The organism is Brevundimonas sp. TSRC1-1, from assembly GCF_049898245.1.
In the GTDB taxonomy this organism is placed as follows: Bacteria; Pseudomonadota; Alphaproteobacteria; order Caulobacterales; family Caulobacteraceae; genus Brevundimonas; species Brevundimonas mediterranea_A.
In genome coordinates, this window is record NZ_JAFCXI010000001.1 from 422,265 (window position 1) to 437,335 (window position 15,071).

The window sequence follows — 15,071 nt, forward strand, 5'->3', positions numbered from 1 at the left end:
GAAGTGAAGAGGGCGGCCAAAATGGCGAGCATCAATACGAATTACGGCGCAGCAATTGCGCTCCAGAACCTGAACAAGACCAACGCTCAGCTGGAAATGACGCAAAATCGCGTCAACACCGGCATGAAGGTCTCCTCCGCCAAGGACAGCGGCGCGATCTACTCCATCGCGACCGGCCAGCGCGCCAACATGGGCGCCATGGAATCCGTGCGGGCGTCTCTGCAACGCGGCCAATCCATCGTCGACGTGGCCCTGGCCTCGGGCGACACCGTGACCGCCGCCTTGGAAGAGATGAAGGGTTTGGCTGTCAGCCTGGCCGCCTCCACCGGCGCAGCCCAGACCTCCTACTTGACCGAATTCCGCGCGCTGGGCGCTGAAATCACCTCGTCCCTGGCCGGCGCGACCTTCGACGGCGTCAATCTGTGGACCGGCGCGACCGCGACGAACCTGATCAAGGACGTCAGCGGCGGCACCACCGCCATCGGCTTCACGGTCGCCGGCGGCATGGCGGCGGACACCGACATCACCACCATCACCAGCCAGACCATCACCGCAGCAGCCGCGACGACGGCGGTCGTCGATGCGGCCATCACCAAAATCACCGGCGCCCTGTCGACGCTGGGCACCCAGTCCAAGTCGGTCGGCCGTCAGGTCACCTTCGTCAACAAGCTGCAGGACGCTACCGAGAACGGCATCGGCAACCTGGTTGACGCTGACCTGGCCAAGGAAAGCGCCAAGCTGACCGCCCTGCAAACCAAGCAACAGCTGGGCGTGCAGGCGCTGTCGATCGCCAACTCGGCCAGCCAGACCCTGCTGAGCCTCTTCCGGAACTAGGGCGGCCTTCAGGCGCGTCTCTTTCGGGGCGCGGTCGGCCGCCGGCCGCTCCACCTCTTTAGGCTCTGCTCGGCAAAATTTGCCGAAGTGCGGGCTGTAGTGGGCAAATATTGCCGGGCATCCAGGGAGGGTAAATCAATAGTAAACGCGACTTTTCAATAGGTTACGATGATATTTCGCCGTCGCCTCTGGCCCGGCAATTGCTTCTTACCCACCGAGCAAAAAGCTCCCTTCGCCAAAATGGCGTTGGATCTCACGAAGTGAAAGGAACGCCAAAATGGCGAGCATCAATACGAACTACGGCGCGTCTATCGCGCTGCAAAACCTGAACAAGACCAACTCGGAGCTGGAGCGGACGCAAAACCGCATCAACACCGGCATGAAGGTCTCTTCGGCCAAGGACAGCGGCGCGATCTTCTCGATCGCCACGGCTCAACGCGCCACTGCTGCGTCCCAGGATGCGGTCCGCTCGGGTCTGCAACGCTCCCAGTCGATCACCGACGTGGCGCTGGCCGCCGGCGACACGATCACGACCGCGTTGGAAGAGATGAAGGGTCTGGCGGTCAGCATCCAGGCCTCGACGGCCGGTTCCAGCGCCGAGACCTCTTATCTGGCGGAATACAACGCTCTGAGCCTGGAAATCACCTCTGCGATCTCCGGCGCCTCGTTCGACGGCGTCAACAGCCTGACGACGCCTCTGGGCGTCGCCGGCGTGACTGACGTCAGCGGCGGTAGCAAGGCTCGCGCAGACGCCACAACCGCCAAGATCGATACCGCCATCTCCACCGTCACCGGCGCTCTATCGACGCTGGGCACCCAGTCCAAGTCGCTGGGTCGCCAGATCACCTTCGTGAACAAGTATCAGGACGCGCTTGAAGCCGGCGTGGGCAACCTGGTTGACGCTGACCTGGCCAAGGAAAGCGCCAAGCTGACCGCCCTGCAAACCAAGCAACAGCTGGGCGTGCAGGCGCTGTCGATCGCCAACTCGGCCAGCCAGACGCTGCTGAGCCTCTTCCGCTAAGGCCCGGAGGCCCTGTCGTCTCGACGGCCGGGCCATAGGTCTTGAACCCCGAGCAAAACGCTCCCGTCGCCAAAACGGCGCCGGCCATCACGAAGTGAAGAAGGAACGCCAAAATGGCGAGCATCAATACGAACTACGGCGCAGCTATCGCGCTACAGAACCTGAACAAGACCAACTCGGAGCTGGAGCGGACGCAAAACCGCATCAACACCGGCATGAAGGTCTCTACGGCCAAGGACAGCGGAGCGATCTTCTCAATCGCCACCGGACAGCGGGCCAACGCCTCCGCTCAGGATGCGGTCCGCAGTTCCATGCAGCGCGGTCAATCGATCGTCGATGTGGCCCTGGCCGCCGGCGACACCATCACTTCCGCCCTGGAAGAGATGAAAGGCCTCGCGGTCAGCATCGCCGGATCCACCGGCGCGGCAAAGACGTCTTACGAGGATGAGTTCAAGGCTCTGGGTGTGGAAATCAAGTCCGCTCTGGACGGCGCGAGCTTCGACGGCGTCAACCTGCTGACCACCGCCTCCGGCGCGACCACCACGGTCCGCACCGGCACGGGCGCGACCGACACCAAGGTTCTGGGTACGGCCGCCGCTCTCAGCGCCAATACCGATCTGGCCAAGTTTACGGCGGCGACGCCGGCTGTCGCCGACTTCACGACCGCCAACGTCGATCTGGTCGTCACGGCTGTCACCAGCGCCCTTTCGACCCTGGGCACCCAGTCCAAGTCGCTGGGTCGCAGCATCAGCTTCACCAACAAGCTTCAGGACTCGATTGAAGCCGGCGTGGGCAATCTGGTGGACGCCGACCTGGCCAAGGAAAGCGCCAAGCTGACCGCCCTGCAAACCAAGCAACAGCTGGGCGTGCAGGCGCTGTCGATCGCCAACTCGGCCAGCCAGACGCTGCTGAGCCTCTTCCGCTAAGGCCCGGAGGCCCGGTCGTCTCGACGGCCGGGCCATAGGTCTTGAACCCCGAGCAAAACGCTCCCGTCGCCAAAACGGCGCCGGCCATCACGAAGTGAAGAAGGAACGCCAAAATGGCGAGCATCAATACGAACTACGGCGCGTCTATCGCGCTGCAAAACCTGAACAAGACCAACTCGGAGCTGGAGCGGACGCAAAACCGCATCAACACCGGCATGAAGGTCTCTTCGGCCAAGGACAGCGGGGCGATCTTCTCGATCGCCACGTCGCAACGCGCCGCCGCCGCGTCCCAGGACGCGGTCCGCTCGGGTCTGCAACGCACCCAGTCGATCACCGACGTGGCCCTGGCCGCCGGCGACACCATCACTTCCGCTCTGGAAGAGATGAAGGGCCTTGCGGTCAGCATCGCCGGATCCACCGGTAATGCGCAGACCTCGTACCTGGCCGAATACAACGCCCTGGGAACCGAAATCGCTTCGGCCATCACGGGCGCGTCGTTCGACGGCGTCAACAGCCTGACCACTCTGGGCGCCGATGCGGCGATCACGGCCGTGAATACGGGCAGCATCACCGCCGCCAACGCCACGACCGCAAACGTCGATGCCGCAATTACGGCGACGACGACGGCTCTGTCGACTCTGGGCACCCAGTCCAAGTCGCTGGGCCGCCAGATCACCTTCGTCAACAAGCTTCAGGACGCTCTTGAAGCCGGCGTGGGCAACCTGGTGGACGCCGACCTGGCCAAGGAAAGCGCCAAGCTGACCGCCCTGCAAACCAAGCAACAGCTGGGCGTGCAGGCGCTGTCGATCGCCAACTCGGCCAGTCAGACGCTGCTGAGCCTCTTCCGCTAAGGCCCGGAGGCCCGGTCGTCTCGACGGCCGGGCCATAGGTCTTGAACCCCGAGCAAAACGCTCCCGTCGCCAAAACGGCGCCGGCCATCACGAAGTGAAGAAGGAACGCCAAAATGGCGAGCATCAATACGAACTACGGCGCAGCCATCGCGCTGCAGAACCTGAACAAGACCAGCTCGGAGCTGGAGCGGACGCAAAACCGCATCAACACCGGCATGAAGGTCTCTTCGGCCAAGGACAGCGGGGCGATCTTCTCGATCGCCACGTCGCAACGCGCCGCCGCCGCGTCCCAGGACGCGGTCCGCAGCTCGATCCAGCGTGGTCAATCCATCGTCGACGTGGCCCTGGCCGCTGGCGATACGATCACGAGCGCGCTGGAAGAACAGAAGGGCCTGGCGGTCAGCATCGCCGGATCCACCGGCGCCGCCCAGACTTCATATCTGGCGGAATACAACGCCATCGGCACGGAAATCGCCAGCGCGCTGGCGGGCGCCACCTTCGACGGCGTCAATCTGTACAAGGCGAACGCAGCCGCCATCACCGTGCAGACGGGTCCTTCGACCTCCTACACGCTGAAGGCCATCGCGGGGGCGGACACCGCCGTGGCGACCACGACGGCGGCCGTGGCCGGCGACGCGGCCACTATCGTGGCCACGGTCGACTCGGCCATCACCGCCTTCACCAGCGTCCTGTCCGATTTCGGCACCAAGTCGAAGTCGCTGGGACGCAGCATCACCTTCGTCAACAAGCTTCAGGACGCTCTTGAAGCCGGCGTGGGCAACCTGGTGGACGCCGACCTGGCCAAGGAAAGCGCCAAGCTGACCGCCCTGCAAACCAAGCAACAGCTGGGCGTGCAGGCGCTGTCGATCGCCAACTCGGCCAGCCAGACGCTGCTGAGCCTCTTCCGCTAAGAATGATCGGTCGGGACGGCGCTCGCCGTCCCGACCCTTCGCTCTCGTTCAAACCTAGAAGGGCGCGGTCCATCCGCGCGAGGAGCCATGGTAGACAATGTCGCGAGCGTACCGCCGGTAAAGATTTTTGCTTCCGAAAACACCGACCTCGCAGCCTATTCGCCTCCAACCAAGCCGCAGTCGCCAAAGACCGCAGTCGAGGAAAAGGGCGAGTCCAGCAACTACCGCCTGACCATCGAGACGGCTGAGAACGGCCGCTACATCTATACGATCAGCGACCCGGTTACGGGCCAGGTGGTGCTGAAACTGCCGCGAGAGGTGGTTCAGGATCTGGCCAAGGACCCGGACTACAAGGGCGGAAATCTGCTGAAGACCTCCATCTAGCGAGGTCTTTCAGTCAAGCGGACCCAACGTCGCCGGCTCGCCGGGCGGCGCAAACATGCTTTCTTCGTTGTTAACCATACGCTCACGACTCATGGTTAATCCTGCAGGGAACAGAACGTCCGGGGCTTGAAGCCATGACCACCAGCATCCACACCAATACCTCGGCGATGATCGCCCTGCAGAATCTGAACCGCACCAGCGACCAGCTGGCGTCGACGCAGAGCCGGGTGAATACGGGCCTGAAGGTGCAGGGCGCCAAGGACAACGCCGCCGTCTGGGCTGTCGCCCAGGGACAGCGCGCTGACAAGGGGTCTCTGGAAGCCGTCACGACCAGCCTCAACCGGGCGACCTCGATCGCCGACGTCTCTCTGGCCGCGGGCGAACAGATCTCGGACATTCTGCTGGAAATGAAGCAGAAGGCGACCGCCGCAGCCGATCCTAGCCAGACCGCCGCGACGCGCGCCTCCTATGACCAGGAATTCCAGGCGCTGTTGAAGTCGGTGCAGTCCTTCGCCGACAACGCCATTTTCGACGGGGCCAATATTCTTGACGGCTCCGCCACGACCGACATGACGTTCCTGGCGAGTGCGGACGGCAATGAAACCATTGCGATGAAGCGTCAGAATCTGACGCTTGTCGGCCTGGGCCTGGCGGCCAACTCCTATGACTCGAACAAGGCGACTGCGGCGATCGACGCCTGGACCGACAATGCCGGCACGCCGGAAGACGAGACCCTGCTGAACGCCGCTCCTGATCTGCTCACCCAGGAAAAAGCCAAGTTCGCGCTGCAGCGGATCGACGACGCCATCACCGTGGCCAGTTCACGACTGTCCGAACTGGGGGCGCAGGCCAAGCAGATCGAACGCCACACCACCTATGTCGGCAAGCTTTCGGACTCGCTGGAAGCCGGCATCGGCAATCTGGTCGACGCCGACCTGGCCAAGGAAAGCGCCCGTCTCCAGGCCCTGCAGGTGCAGCAACAGCTCGGCGTCCAGGCCCTGTCGATCGCCAACCAGGCGCCGCAGATGATCCTGTCGCTGTTTAAGAACTGACGCCGCGGCTTAAGACTTCGTTATCGGGCTCGGCCGCACTGTAATTGCCGGAGCCATGTGAGATGATCAACAACAGCTATCTGCTGGGTCTCTACGGGATCACGACGGACACCGGGTCGCTGATCGGCTCAAACACGCCTGCAGCCAAGCCAAAGAAGACCCAGCCCACGGCGCCTTGGGCTTCGACCGCGTCGGCGACTGCGCCCAAGGCCAGCGAGCTGGTGCGGGCGGCCCTGGCGGGACGAAACATCATCAACGAAGGTTCGGTCGAACTGGACCTGTCGGGCGCGTCCAGCGACTATCGCAAGATGTTCGCCCTTTATCAGGGACTGAACAGCCTCAGCGCCCTGGCGGATCGGGCGAGCGTCAAGGGATTGACGGCTGCGGAAGCCGCACAGGTGTCGAAACGCTTCAGCGAGGGATTGGCCGAGATGTCGGCCTATCTCAAGACCGCCGACTTCGAGGACGTCCGCCTGGTGCAGGGCGTGTCGCAGACCAAGGTCAAGACCAGCTATGCGCTGGAGCGGGCGCCGACGACCTTCACGACCGCACCGCTTCACCAGGGCGTCGCCACAAGCCCGGTCGCCGCGTTCGAAGGCGACGTCAAGTTCTCGATGACGGCCAAGACCGAGACCGGAAGCCAGACCGTCGCCATGGACCTGTCCGAGATGGGCTCCACCGAACGGTCGATGGTCAATGTCGTCAACTATATGAACGGCAAGCTGGAGGCGGCCGGCGTCGCGACGCGGGTCGGGACGCAATACATCCCCGCGGAGCCCAAGACGATCAAGTCCGGCGACAAGACCATCACCCTGCCGGCCGGGCCGGACCAATGGGCTCTGAAGGTCACGAGCGGCGCGGGCGAGAAGGTCAGTTTTGCGGCGGTCGATACGTCCGACGCCGTCTATGTGACCCAGGGCGTCGGCAAGGCCGGCGCGGGACAGATATTGAAGTTCCAGGCCGACGGCGGCGCTGCGCCCGCCGCGCAGCAGGGCGTAAACGATCCCTTCTGGGTCGAGGGCCGGGTCGGGCATACCGAGATGCCCGAGGGCGTCGAGGCGGTGCGAGCCAGCGCCGTGGCTCCGGACGGTTCGGTCTGGGTCGTGGCCGATCTGAAGGCCGGCGACGCAGCCCAGCCGATCAAGGGCACGCGCGACGTCGCCCTGATGAAGTATGATTCCGCCGGCAATCTGATGCAGACCAAGCTGTTGGGGGCGGCGTCCAGCGCGAACGGCTTCTCCATCGCCATCGACGACGACGGACGCGTGGCCCTGGCCGGTTCGGTCACAGGGGCGCTGGTGCCGGGCAAGAGCGGCGACAGCCCCACGACCGCCGATAGTTTCGTCACGCTTTTCGATGACTCCGGCAAGGAACTGTGGACCCAGCGCCGAGGCGCCAAGGCCGCCGACGAGGCGACGGAGGTCAGTTTCGGCGCGGACGGCGTGGTGTATGTGGCGGGACGGTCCAAATCGGCCATGTCGGGGACTGTGGCCCTGGGCGGATGGGATTCCTATCTGCAGACGTTCCAGGAAAAGCCCCTGACCGTGACCGGGCCGATCACCGGGGTGAACGCCTCCACCTTGCAGTTCGGCAGCGCCGGCGACGATTCCGTCCAGGCGATGACCGTGTCCGGTTCAGACCTCTATACGGCCGGGGTCGAGAACGGGAAGGCCATCGTCCGGCGCTTCACCCTCGATGCAGGGGGTGTGCCGACCTTGGCCTCGACCCGCGACCTGGGCTACGCCAGCGGTGAAATCGCGGGCGTATCGGTGGAAAACGGCAAGGTCGTCGTGACCGGCCATACCGATAATGCCGCGCTGGACATCGGCACGGTGACCAACGCCCACGCCGGCGGCAAGGACGTGTTCGTCGCCACCCTGTCGGCCGATCTTCAGGCTTCGGGCAGCGACCGGCTGACCTATTTCGGCGGGGGGGGCGACGACACCGCCGCCGATGTCGAAATCAAGAACGGCAAGGTCTGGATCACCGGCACGAACCGGGCCGAGGGCGCGACCAAGGACAGTCCGACCCAGGGCTATCTGGCGCGTATCGACTTGGCGACAGGCGCGGTGGAGCAGAACAAGACTTGGCGCGCCGCTGACGACCAGGCCAAGCCGACCAGTCTGAGCTTCGCCGCAGGCGGTTCCAGCGTGCTGGACCGGCTGGGGTTGCCGCAGGGCGAGATCATGCAGGCGGACTCCAAGCTGCTGACCGTCGGCACCGCCGCGCGGGTCGGGGATCAATTCAGCATTTCGCCGGCAGGCGGCGGGCGGGCCGTCACCGTGACGATCGAGGCCAAGGACACGCTGGAGACTCTGGCCAAGAAGATCGTGAACGCCTCGGGCCGCCAGCTGGACGCCAAGGTGGTGACGGACCTGAAGGCCGTACCCGTCACCCAGCGGCTGCAGATATCCACGGCGGCGAACCGGGAAGGGGCCATCATTTCGTCGGGCGCCGTCGGCAAGGACGCCCTGGCGGCCCTGGGTCTGACCCCCGGTTTCGTCAGCCCCGTCAAGCCGGATAAGGATGCGCCAAAGACCTTCGGTCTGAATCTGTCGACCCTGTTGAACCTGAACGATCCGGCCTCGATCAAGGCGGCGAACGAGGGCATCGCCCAGGCGATGACGGCCGTCCGGTCCGCCTACAAGTCGCTGGCGCCCTCGACCGGGACGATCACCAACACCCAGACCGGAAAAGGTTCATCGACCGCCTACTACCAGACCCAACTCGCCAACTTCCAGGCCGCGCTGAGCCGCCTGTCGGTCTGATCGGCGTCATGCGCGCCTAGGCGGTTGACGCCCGGCGTGCGTTCCGGGTTATTGGGCGCTTCAGTTGCGAAAGCCCCTCATGGCCCTTCCGAACGACAATCGCGTCATCATCGCCATCGGCGCCGGTCTGGTGATCATCGCCGCCGTGGTGCTGGCGCTCATCTTCACCGGCGGCGGCGACAAGACGCCGGAAGCCCCGCCGGCCGCGAGGGGCGGTCTGACCGTCGACCTGGCCGACGCCCCGACGCTGGAGCCGACACGCGAGTTGCGCTGCTTCGTGGACGGCCAGTTCGTGGGCATGGCGACACTGGCCGTCTGCGCCCAACGCAACGGCCTGGCGACCGACGCCCTGGATGTCGGCATCGACGAGACGGGCGCCCTGGCGGCCGCCCCCACCGCCGCCTTCGCCCCGCCGCCGGAACTGCCGCCGGTCGAGATGGCCCAGGCCGATCCCCTGCCGAGTCCGGCTCCGGGCGCCGCCGCGCCCAGCAATCCGGCGCCCGCGCCGTCCGCCGGCGCCCAGTGCCTGCGTCACTCCGGTTCGGACTGGCGCGTCCTGTCCAGCGGCATGAGCCTGAACGCCTGCGTCCAGGCCCTGTACGCCGGCACCTGCGTGCGTCCGGGCGACGCCCAGTACGGCCGCTGGGGCGACACGACCCTTCGCCTCGTCCCGCGCCGGGTGGAACAGTCGGGCGACAACAGCCGTTTCCGCACTCTGGCGGAGCAGGACCGCAACTGCCAATTCCCGGGTCTGAACTGATGCGCGTGCTCGCCCTTTCCGTCATCGCCGCCGCCGCCGTCCTGGCGGCGTGCAGCAACCAGCCGAAGTTCGATTTCGAGCCCGGCGTCTGCTATTTCGTCGCCACCCCGGACGGTCAGCCGCCGCGCCTGCAGAAGATGGGCGAGAACGTCGCCCAGATCGAACTGTGCGCCGGCCAGCTGGAGGAGATGCGTCTGCGCTTCCTGCGCATGGGCGGCTCGAACCAGGAGGTCGCGGGGGCCTATCAGGGCCGCTTCATCTTCGTGGACCGCGAGGGCGTGAAGTTCGGCAAGACCCTGACGGGCAGCCGTTTCTTCGCCATGGCCCGCACCGGCGACGGCCGTCTGGCCATTCCCGGCGCCATCCAGCGTGACGAGACGGGGCGCCCGATCGCGATCGCCGCGCCGCCGCCCGAGACCAAGTAGGGCCCGGGCTGTCGTAGAAGAGACTTGCGTGACGTGAACAAAGGTGGAACATTTCGTTAATCCACCGGTTTGGCGGGTCTGATGTCGAATGCGGCTGGCGGTGATCGGCGGCGGCTCTAAGACATCCGGCTGAATTACGGAGCGGGCGAGGGACTCGCCGCTCCCTACGAGAAGGAAGTTTCCATGGCGGGCAGCGTCAACAAGGTCATTCTGGTCGGCAATCTGGGCCGCGATCCCGAAATCCGGTCGATGCCGAACGGCGACCGCATCGCCAACCTGTCGATCGCCACCTCGGAAACCTGGCGCGACAAGTCCTCGGGCGAGCGCAAGGAAAAGACCGAGTGGCACCGGGTCGTCATCTTCAACGACAACATCGTCAAGGTGGTCGAGAACTATGTGAAGAAGGGCTCGACCGTCTATATCGAGGGCGCGCTCCAGACCCGCAAATGGACCGATCAGCAGGGCGTCGAGAAATATTCGACCGAGATCGTGGTCAGCCGCTTCAAGGGTGAACTGACCATGCTGGGCGGCCGTTCGGAAGGCGGCTCGCAAGGCGGCGGTTACGGCGGCGGTGGTGGTGGTGGTCGCGGTGACGACGACTACTCCTCGGGCTTCTCCACCGGCGGCGCCAACAAGCCGAGCGGTCCGAAGGAAAGCTACGACCTGAACGACGACATTCCGTTCTAAGGTCGATCCGAACCAACCATGGGGCGGGGGCCTTACAGCTATCGAGAGGATCCCGCCGTCCCGGCCTTCCCGGACGACCGACCCCTGGTCCTGTTCGACGGCGACTGCGCGCTTTGCTCCGGCTCGGCGCGCAAGATACTGAAGGCAGACCGGGTCGGGCTGTTCCGGCTGGCCCCGACGCAGTCGCCCCTGGGGCGGGGGCTTTTGATGCACTACGGCGTTGATCCCCAGGATCCGGCGACCATGCTGCTGATCCAGGACGGCGTGGCGCGCGAACGCTCCGACGCCGTCCTGGCCATCGCCGCCCAGCTGCCTGCACCCTATCGGTGGGCGATCATAGGTCGAATCGCGCCACGGTTCATTCGCGACCGCCTGTATGACTTCGTGGCGCGTCGCCGTCGCCGGTTTCCCGGTTCGACCTGGTGCGCCCTTCCTCCGGCGGGCGTCGATCTGAAGGATAGAGTGCTGGGATGAGCGGTCGCGTGCTGGTGCTGGGCGCCAACGGCTTCATCGGCTCGCACGTAGCGGCGGCCCTGTCCGCAGAGGGCTGGAGCGTAAGAGCGGGCGCGCGGCGTATCGCCGAACCGTCCCGACGCGCCCCGAGCTTCGACTGGATCGTCGCCGACTTTTCGAAACTGACGACGGCCCAGGCCTGGGCGCCCATTCTTGACGGGGTGTCGGCCGTGGTGAACTGCGTCGGCGTCCTGCAGGACGGCGGCGGCGACAGCACACGCGCGGCCCATATCGACGGGCCGCGCGCCCTGATCACGGCCTGCGAGGCGGCGGGCGTCCGGCGTCTGGTGCATATCTCCGCCGTCGGCGCGGACGAAGAAGCCGGCACCGACTACGCCCGCACCAAGGCGCAGACCGAACGGCTGGTCGCAGATAGCGCGCTGAACTGGCTGATCCTGCGGCCGTCGCTGGTGGTGGACCGGGCGGCCTTCGGCGGCACGGGTCTGATCCGCGCACTGGCGGCCTTTCCTCTGTTCAGCCCCGTCGTGGGGGGCGATCAGACCTTCCGCCCGATCCCGCTGGGCGATCTGTGCGCCGCCGTCGTCGCGGCCTTGAAAGCGGGCGCCCCGTCGCGTCAGTCGCTGGACATGCCGGGGCCGGAGGCGGTGACCATGGTCGAGACGGTGCGCCTTTATCGCGGCTGGCTCGGTTTGAAGCCTGCGCCGGTCCTGCCTGTGCCCCGCGCCTTGGCTGCGCCGGCCCTTGCCGTCGGCGACCTGCTGGGTCGGCTGGGTTGGTCCTCGCCGATCCGCACGACCGCGATCAGACAGATGGACTACGACGTCTCCGGCCACGACAGCGGCTGGGCCGAGCGTTTGGGCGTGTCTTCGCGCGGTTTTACGCGTTTCCTGGCCGAGACCCCGGCTTCGGTCCAGGACGTCTGGCACGCGCGGCTGTGGTTCGTCCGCCCGATCTCCATCCTGACCCTGGGCCTGTTCTGGCTGATCACGGGCCTGATCAGCTTCGGGCCGGGCTGGAACGGCGCCGTCGCCATTCTGCACGAGGGCGGCTACGGCCGCTGGGCCGGGCCGGTGGCCTGGTGGGGCGCCCTGCTGGACGTGGTGCTGGGCCTGGCCCTTTTCGTGCGGCCCTGGACCGCGCGGGTGGCGATCTTCATGTGTCTGGCCACCATCGGTTATCTGATCGCGGGCACGCTCAGCCTGCCCCATTACTGGATAGACCCCTTGGGGCCGTGGCTGAAGGTCCTGCCGATGATGGCGCTGTGCCTGTTTGTGGCCGCAACGGACGCCCGCCGATGAGCCTCTATTTCGCATTGAAAATCATCCACATCCTGTCCGGCGCCGTCCTGTTCGGCACAGGGGCGGGCATCGCCTTCTTCATGCTGCGCGCCCACGCCACGCGCGACGCCCGCACGGTGGCCGAGGTCGGCCGCATCGTCGTCCTGGCCGATTTCGTCTTCACCACCACCGCCGTGGTGGTCCAGCCGATCAGCGGCCTGGGCCTGATCCATCTGCAGGGCTGGTCCCTGACCAGCCCGTGGCTGCTGGCGGCCTATGGGCTTTATGTCTTCGTCGGCGTCTGCTGGCTGCCGGTCGTCTGGATCCAGTACCGGATGATGAAGCTGGCCGAGCAGGCGGCGGGGCAGGGGGCGGCGTTGCCGCCCGCCTATCATCGCCTGTTCCGATGGTGGTTCGCTCTGGGCTGGCCGGCGTTTGCGGGCGTCCTGGCCATCTACTGGCTGATGGTCGCCAAGCCTGAATTTTAAGCCGGAAACCTAAGCTCATTCAAAGTGAGCCGACGCGAGGCCTGCGCCGTGCGATAGCCGGATCATGACCGCCGCCGCCCCCGCCCCGCCGTCGCACAAGCCCCACGCCCTGACCGGTTTGGAGATCGCCGCCATCGTGGCGATCATTGTCGTTTGGGGCGTGAACAATGCGGGGGCCAAGCTGGCGACCGAGACCCTGCCGCCGTTGCTGGTCGGGGCGATCCGTTTCGGTCTCGCAACGGCCTGTCTGATCGTCTTCGTCCGTCCGCCGTTCCCGGACTGGAGGAGCCTGCTGCTGATCGTCATCGTCGGCGGGCCGATCCAGTATGGTCTGGCCTACACCGCCTACTGGATGGCGACCGACGTCAGCCCCGTGACGGTGGCCAACCAGTTGTGGATCCCCTTCACCGCCCTGTTCGCCTTCCTGATCCTTGGCGAGCGACTGAGCAGGGCCGCCCTGGTCGGCATGGGCGTGGCCTTTGTCGGCGTGGCCTGGATGACGCTGGACGCCCATGCGCTTCAGGACTGGAAGGCCATCCTGGTCGCCATCGCCGCCGGGGCGGCCTGGGGCGTGACGACGGTGGTCGCGCGGCGCACGACCTCGATCCCGCCGCTGAAGATGCAGGGGCTGCTGGCGCTCGGCGCCTTTCCGGTCATGGCATTCGGTTCGGCGGTGTTCGAGCACGGGCAGTGGGAGGCGGTGAAGTCCGCCACGCCCATGGTCTGGGCTTCGCTGCTGTGGGCGGGGATCGTCTCCTCCGTCCTGGCCACCACCCTGTTGTTCTGGCTGGTGCAGCGGCGCGAGGCCGGGCGGGTGACGCCCTATCTTCTGGTGACGCCCGTGGTGTCGATGCTGATCGGCTGGGGCTTGATGGGCGACGTGCTGACTCCCCAGATCCTGACCGGCTCGGCCATCACCATGGGCGGGGTGGCCCTGGTCGCCCTGGCCGAACGGGGCTTGCGCGCGGGGGCCGCCAAGGCTTGATCTGTTTCCTGAGCGATTCAGGAATCCGTCATGCCCCACGCCCCTCTCGACGCCGATCATGTTTCCCGCCGCTGGCTGGGCAAGGAGACGCATGAACTGGCCGCGAACGAGGCCAGCGTCGTTCGCAGCGCCGCCGAACGCCGCCCGATCTCGGAGGATGTGAACGAGGCCTTCGACGACCGCCAGAGTTTCGGCGACCGTTTGGCCGACCGGGTGGCGGAATTCGGCGGATCCTGGACCTTCCTGATCGCCTTCGGCCTGTTCCTCGTGACCTGGACCTTGATCAATCTGGTTCTGAGACGGGATGCGTTCGACCCCTATCCCTTCATCTTCCTGAACCTGATGCTGTCGATGATCGCGGCGGCCCAGGCGCCGATCATCATGATGAGCCAGAACCGTCAGGCCTCGAAGGACCGGCTGGACGCCGGCAACGATTACCAGGTCAATCTGAAGGCCGAGATCGAGATCATGGCCCTGCTGGACAAGGTGGAACACCTGACGGCGCGCCAGCAGGAACAGACCGAAATGATCGAGCGGTTGCTGGCCGAGAAGGGGCGTTAGGGCGTCAGCTCGCGCTCAACGCCGCGCAGGCCACCCGGTCGCCGGCCCCGCCGATGGGCTGGCTCGAGTGGTCGTCGGGATTGGCGTGGATGATGATCGCCGACCCGTCGGCGTCCCACAGCCATTGGCCGGGCCCTTCCGAGGAAATCCGCGCGCGGGTGGTGAAGAGTTCGGCGTTCACCTTGCCGTCGGCGCCGGCATAGACGTTCGGCAGGTCGCCGTCATCGGGACCGGCGGCGTTCAACAGGCCGTGCGGCGCCTTGGGCTCGCCGTGGTTGATATGGGCGCCGGACGAGGTGAAGGGCGCGGCGCATTCGCCGGTCGCATGGATATGGATGCCGTGCCAGCCGGGCGTCAGGCCCGAGGCCTCGACTTTGATCACTAGGCCGGTCGGCCCCTGGCGCAGATCGACGCGTCCGATATTGGCCCCCTGGGCGTTGATCAGAACGGCCTGTCCGGTCGCGCCGACGGGCGCGCGTTCGGCCTGCATCTGGGCCGCGTCGGCGGTCGAAGCGCAGGCTCCGGCGAGGGCCAGCGGGGCGGCGAGAGCGAGGGCGGCGGCGAGAGGCGTGAAGCGCATGTGGAACGTCCTTTCAGAGACGGGCTTTCACGGCGACGTCGCTTTGCCACCGGGGCCCTGGAATGCTAGAAATCGTCACAGCGGATC

Annotated in this window: 17 protein-coding genes; 16 read left to right on the top strand and 1 reads right to left on the bottom strand. The window is 66.0% G+C overall.

Annotated features, from left to right (window positions below; translation table 11 throughout):
- Positions 1-21 precede the first annotated feature (21 nt).
- The 16 genes from ACP7CK_RS02160 to ACP7CK_RS02235 all read left to right on the top strand — a co-directional run bounded on the left by ACP7CK_RS02160 (position 22) and on the right by ACP7CK_RS02235 (position 14,404).
- On the top strand, positions 22-834 hold the full coding sequence (locus ACP7CK_RS02160) for a flagellin (RefSeq protein ID WP_008262853.1): 813 nt from the start codon (positions 22-24) through the stop codon (positions 832-834).
- 277 nt (positions 835-1,111) lie between these two features.
- On the top strand, positions 1,112-1,855 hold the full coding sequence (locus ACP7CK_RS02165; RefSeq protein WP_008264382.1) for a flagellin: 744 nt from the start codon (positions 1,112-1,114) through the stop codon (positions 1,853-1,855).
- 113 nt (positions 1,856-1,968) lie between these two features.
- Positions 1,969-2,781 (top strand): flagellin, encoded by an 813-nt coding sequence (locus ACP7CK_RS02170; protein WP_292150862.1) that lies wholly within the window; start codon positions 1,969-1,971, stop codon positions 2,779-2,781.
- A 113-nt stretch (positions 2,782-2,894) separates the two neighbouring features.
- Positions 2,895-3,632, top strand: coding sequence for a flagellin (locus ACP7CK_RS02175; RefSeq protein WP_154726906.1), 738 nt, complete (start codon positions 2,895-2,897; stop codon positions 3,630-3,632).
- Positions 3,633-3,745: 113 nt separating this feature from the next.
- Positions 3,746-4,543 carry a flagellin gene (locus ACP7CK_RS02180; protein ID WP_035309488.1) on the top strand — a complete coding sequence of 266 codons (798 nt, stop codon included), beginning with the start codon at positions 3,746-3,748 and terminating at the stop codon, positions 4,541-4,543.
- An 87-nt stretch (positions 4,544-4,630) separates the two neighbouring features.
- Positions 4,631-4,927, top strand: coding sequence for a hypothetical protein (locus tag ACP7CK_RS02185; RefSeq protein WP_008260919.1), 297 nt, complete (start codon positions 4,631-4,633; stop codon positions 4,925-4,927).
- 134 nt (positions 4,928-5,061) lie between these two features.
- Positions 5,062-5,979, top strand: coding sequence for a flagellin (locus ACP7CK_RS02190; protein WP_426024988.1), 918 nt, complete (start codon positions 5,062-5,064; stop codon positions 5,977-5,979).
- A gap of 62 nt (positions 5,980-6,041) precedes the next feature.
- On the top strand, positions 6,042-8,747 hold the full coding sequence (locus ACP7CK_RS02195) for a transcriptional regulator (protein ID WP_426024989.1): 2,706 nt from the start codon (positions 6,042-6,044) through the stop codon (positions 8,745-8,747).
- Between the two features lie 79 nt (positions 8,748-8,826).
- Complete coding sequence (locus ACP7CK_RS02200; RefSeq protein WP_008262702.1) at positions 8,827-9,507, top strand: hypothetical protein; 681 nt, start codon at positions 8,827-8,829, stop codon at positions 9,505-9,507.
- Positions 9,507-9,932 carry a hypothetical protein gene (locus ACP7CK_RS02205; RefSeq protein ID WP_426024990.1) on the top strand — a complete coding sequence of 142 codons (426 nt, stop codon included), beginning with the start codon at positions 9,507-9,509 and terminating at the stop codon, positions 9,930-9,932. The genes ACP7CK_RS02200 and ACP7CK_RS02205 overlap by 1 nt, the downstream gene beginning before the upstream one ends.
- 183 nt (positions 9,933-10,115) lie before the next feature.
- Positions 10,116-10,619, top strand: a complete 504-nt coding sequence (gene ssb / locus ACP7CK_RS02210) for a single-stranded DNA-binding protein (RefSeq protein ID WP_008260567.1) — start codon at positions 10,116-10,118, stop codon at positions 10,617-10,619.
- 18 nt (positions 10,620-10,637) lie between these two features.
- On the top strand, positions 10,638-11,093 hold the full coding sequence (locus ACP7CK_RS02215) for a thiol-disulfide oxidoreductase DCC family protein (protein WP_426024991.1): 456 nt from the start codon (positions 10,638-10,640) through the stop codon (positions 11,091-11,093).
- A complete protein-coding gene (locus tag ACP7CK_RS02220; RefSeq protein WP_426024992.1) occupies positions 11,090-12,391 on the top strand; it encodes an SDR family oxidoreductase in 1,302 nt (433 codons plus the stop codon). The genes ACP7CK_RS02215 and ACP7CK_RS02220 overlap by 4 nt, the downstream gene beginning before the upstream one ends.
- Entirely contained in the window at positions 12,388-12,858 is a 471-nt protein-coding gene (locus ACP7CK_RS02225; RefSeq protein WP_008262627.1) for a DUF2269 family protein, read from the top strand. Before ACP7CK_RS02220 ends, ACP7CK_RS02225 begins: the two co-directional genes overlap by 4 nt.
- A 64-nt stretch (positions 12,859-12,922) precedes the next feature.
- Positions 12,923-13,843 carry a DMT family transporter gene (locus tag ACP7CK_RS02230; RefSeq protein ID WP_292149095.1) on the top strand — a complete coding sequence of 307 codons (921 nt, stop codon included), beginning with the start codon at positions 12,923-12,925 and terminating at the stop codon, positions 13,841-13,843.
- 30 nt (positions 13,844-13,873) lie between these two features.
- On the top strand, positions 13,874-14,404 hold the full coding sequence (locus ACP7CK_RS02235; protein WP_292149093.1) for a DUF1003 domain-containing protein: 531 nt from the start codon (positions 13,874-13,876) through the stop codon (positions 14,402-14,404).
- 4 nt (positions 14,405-14,408) lie between these two features.
- On the opposite strand, the gene ACP7CK_RS02240 is transcribed toward ACP7CK_RS02235, so the two are convergent.
- The gene (locus tag ACP7CK_RS02240) at positions 14,409-14,984 is read right to left on the bottom strand and encodes a superoxide dismutase family protein (RefSeq protein WP_035309653.1); all 576 of its coding nucleotides are present in this window, start codon (positions 14,982-14,984) and stop codon (positions 14,409-14,411) included.
- Positions 14,985-15,071: the final 87 nt, after the last annotated feature.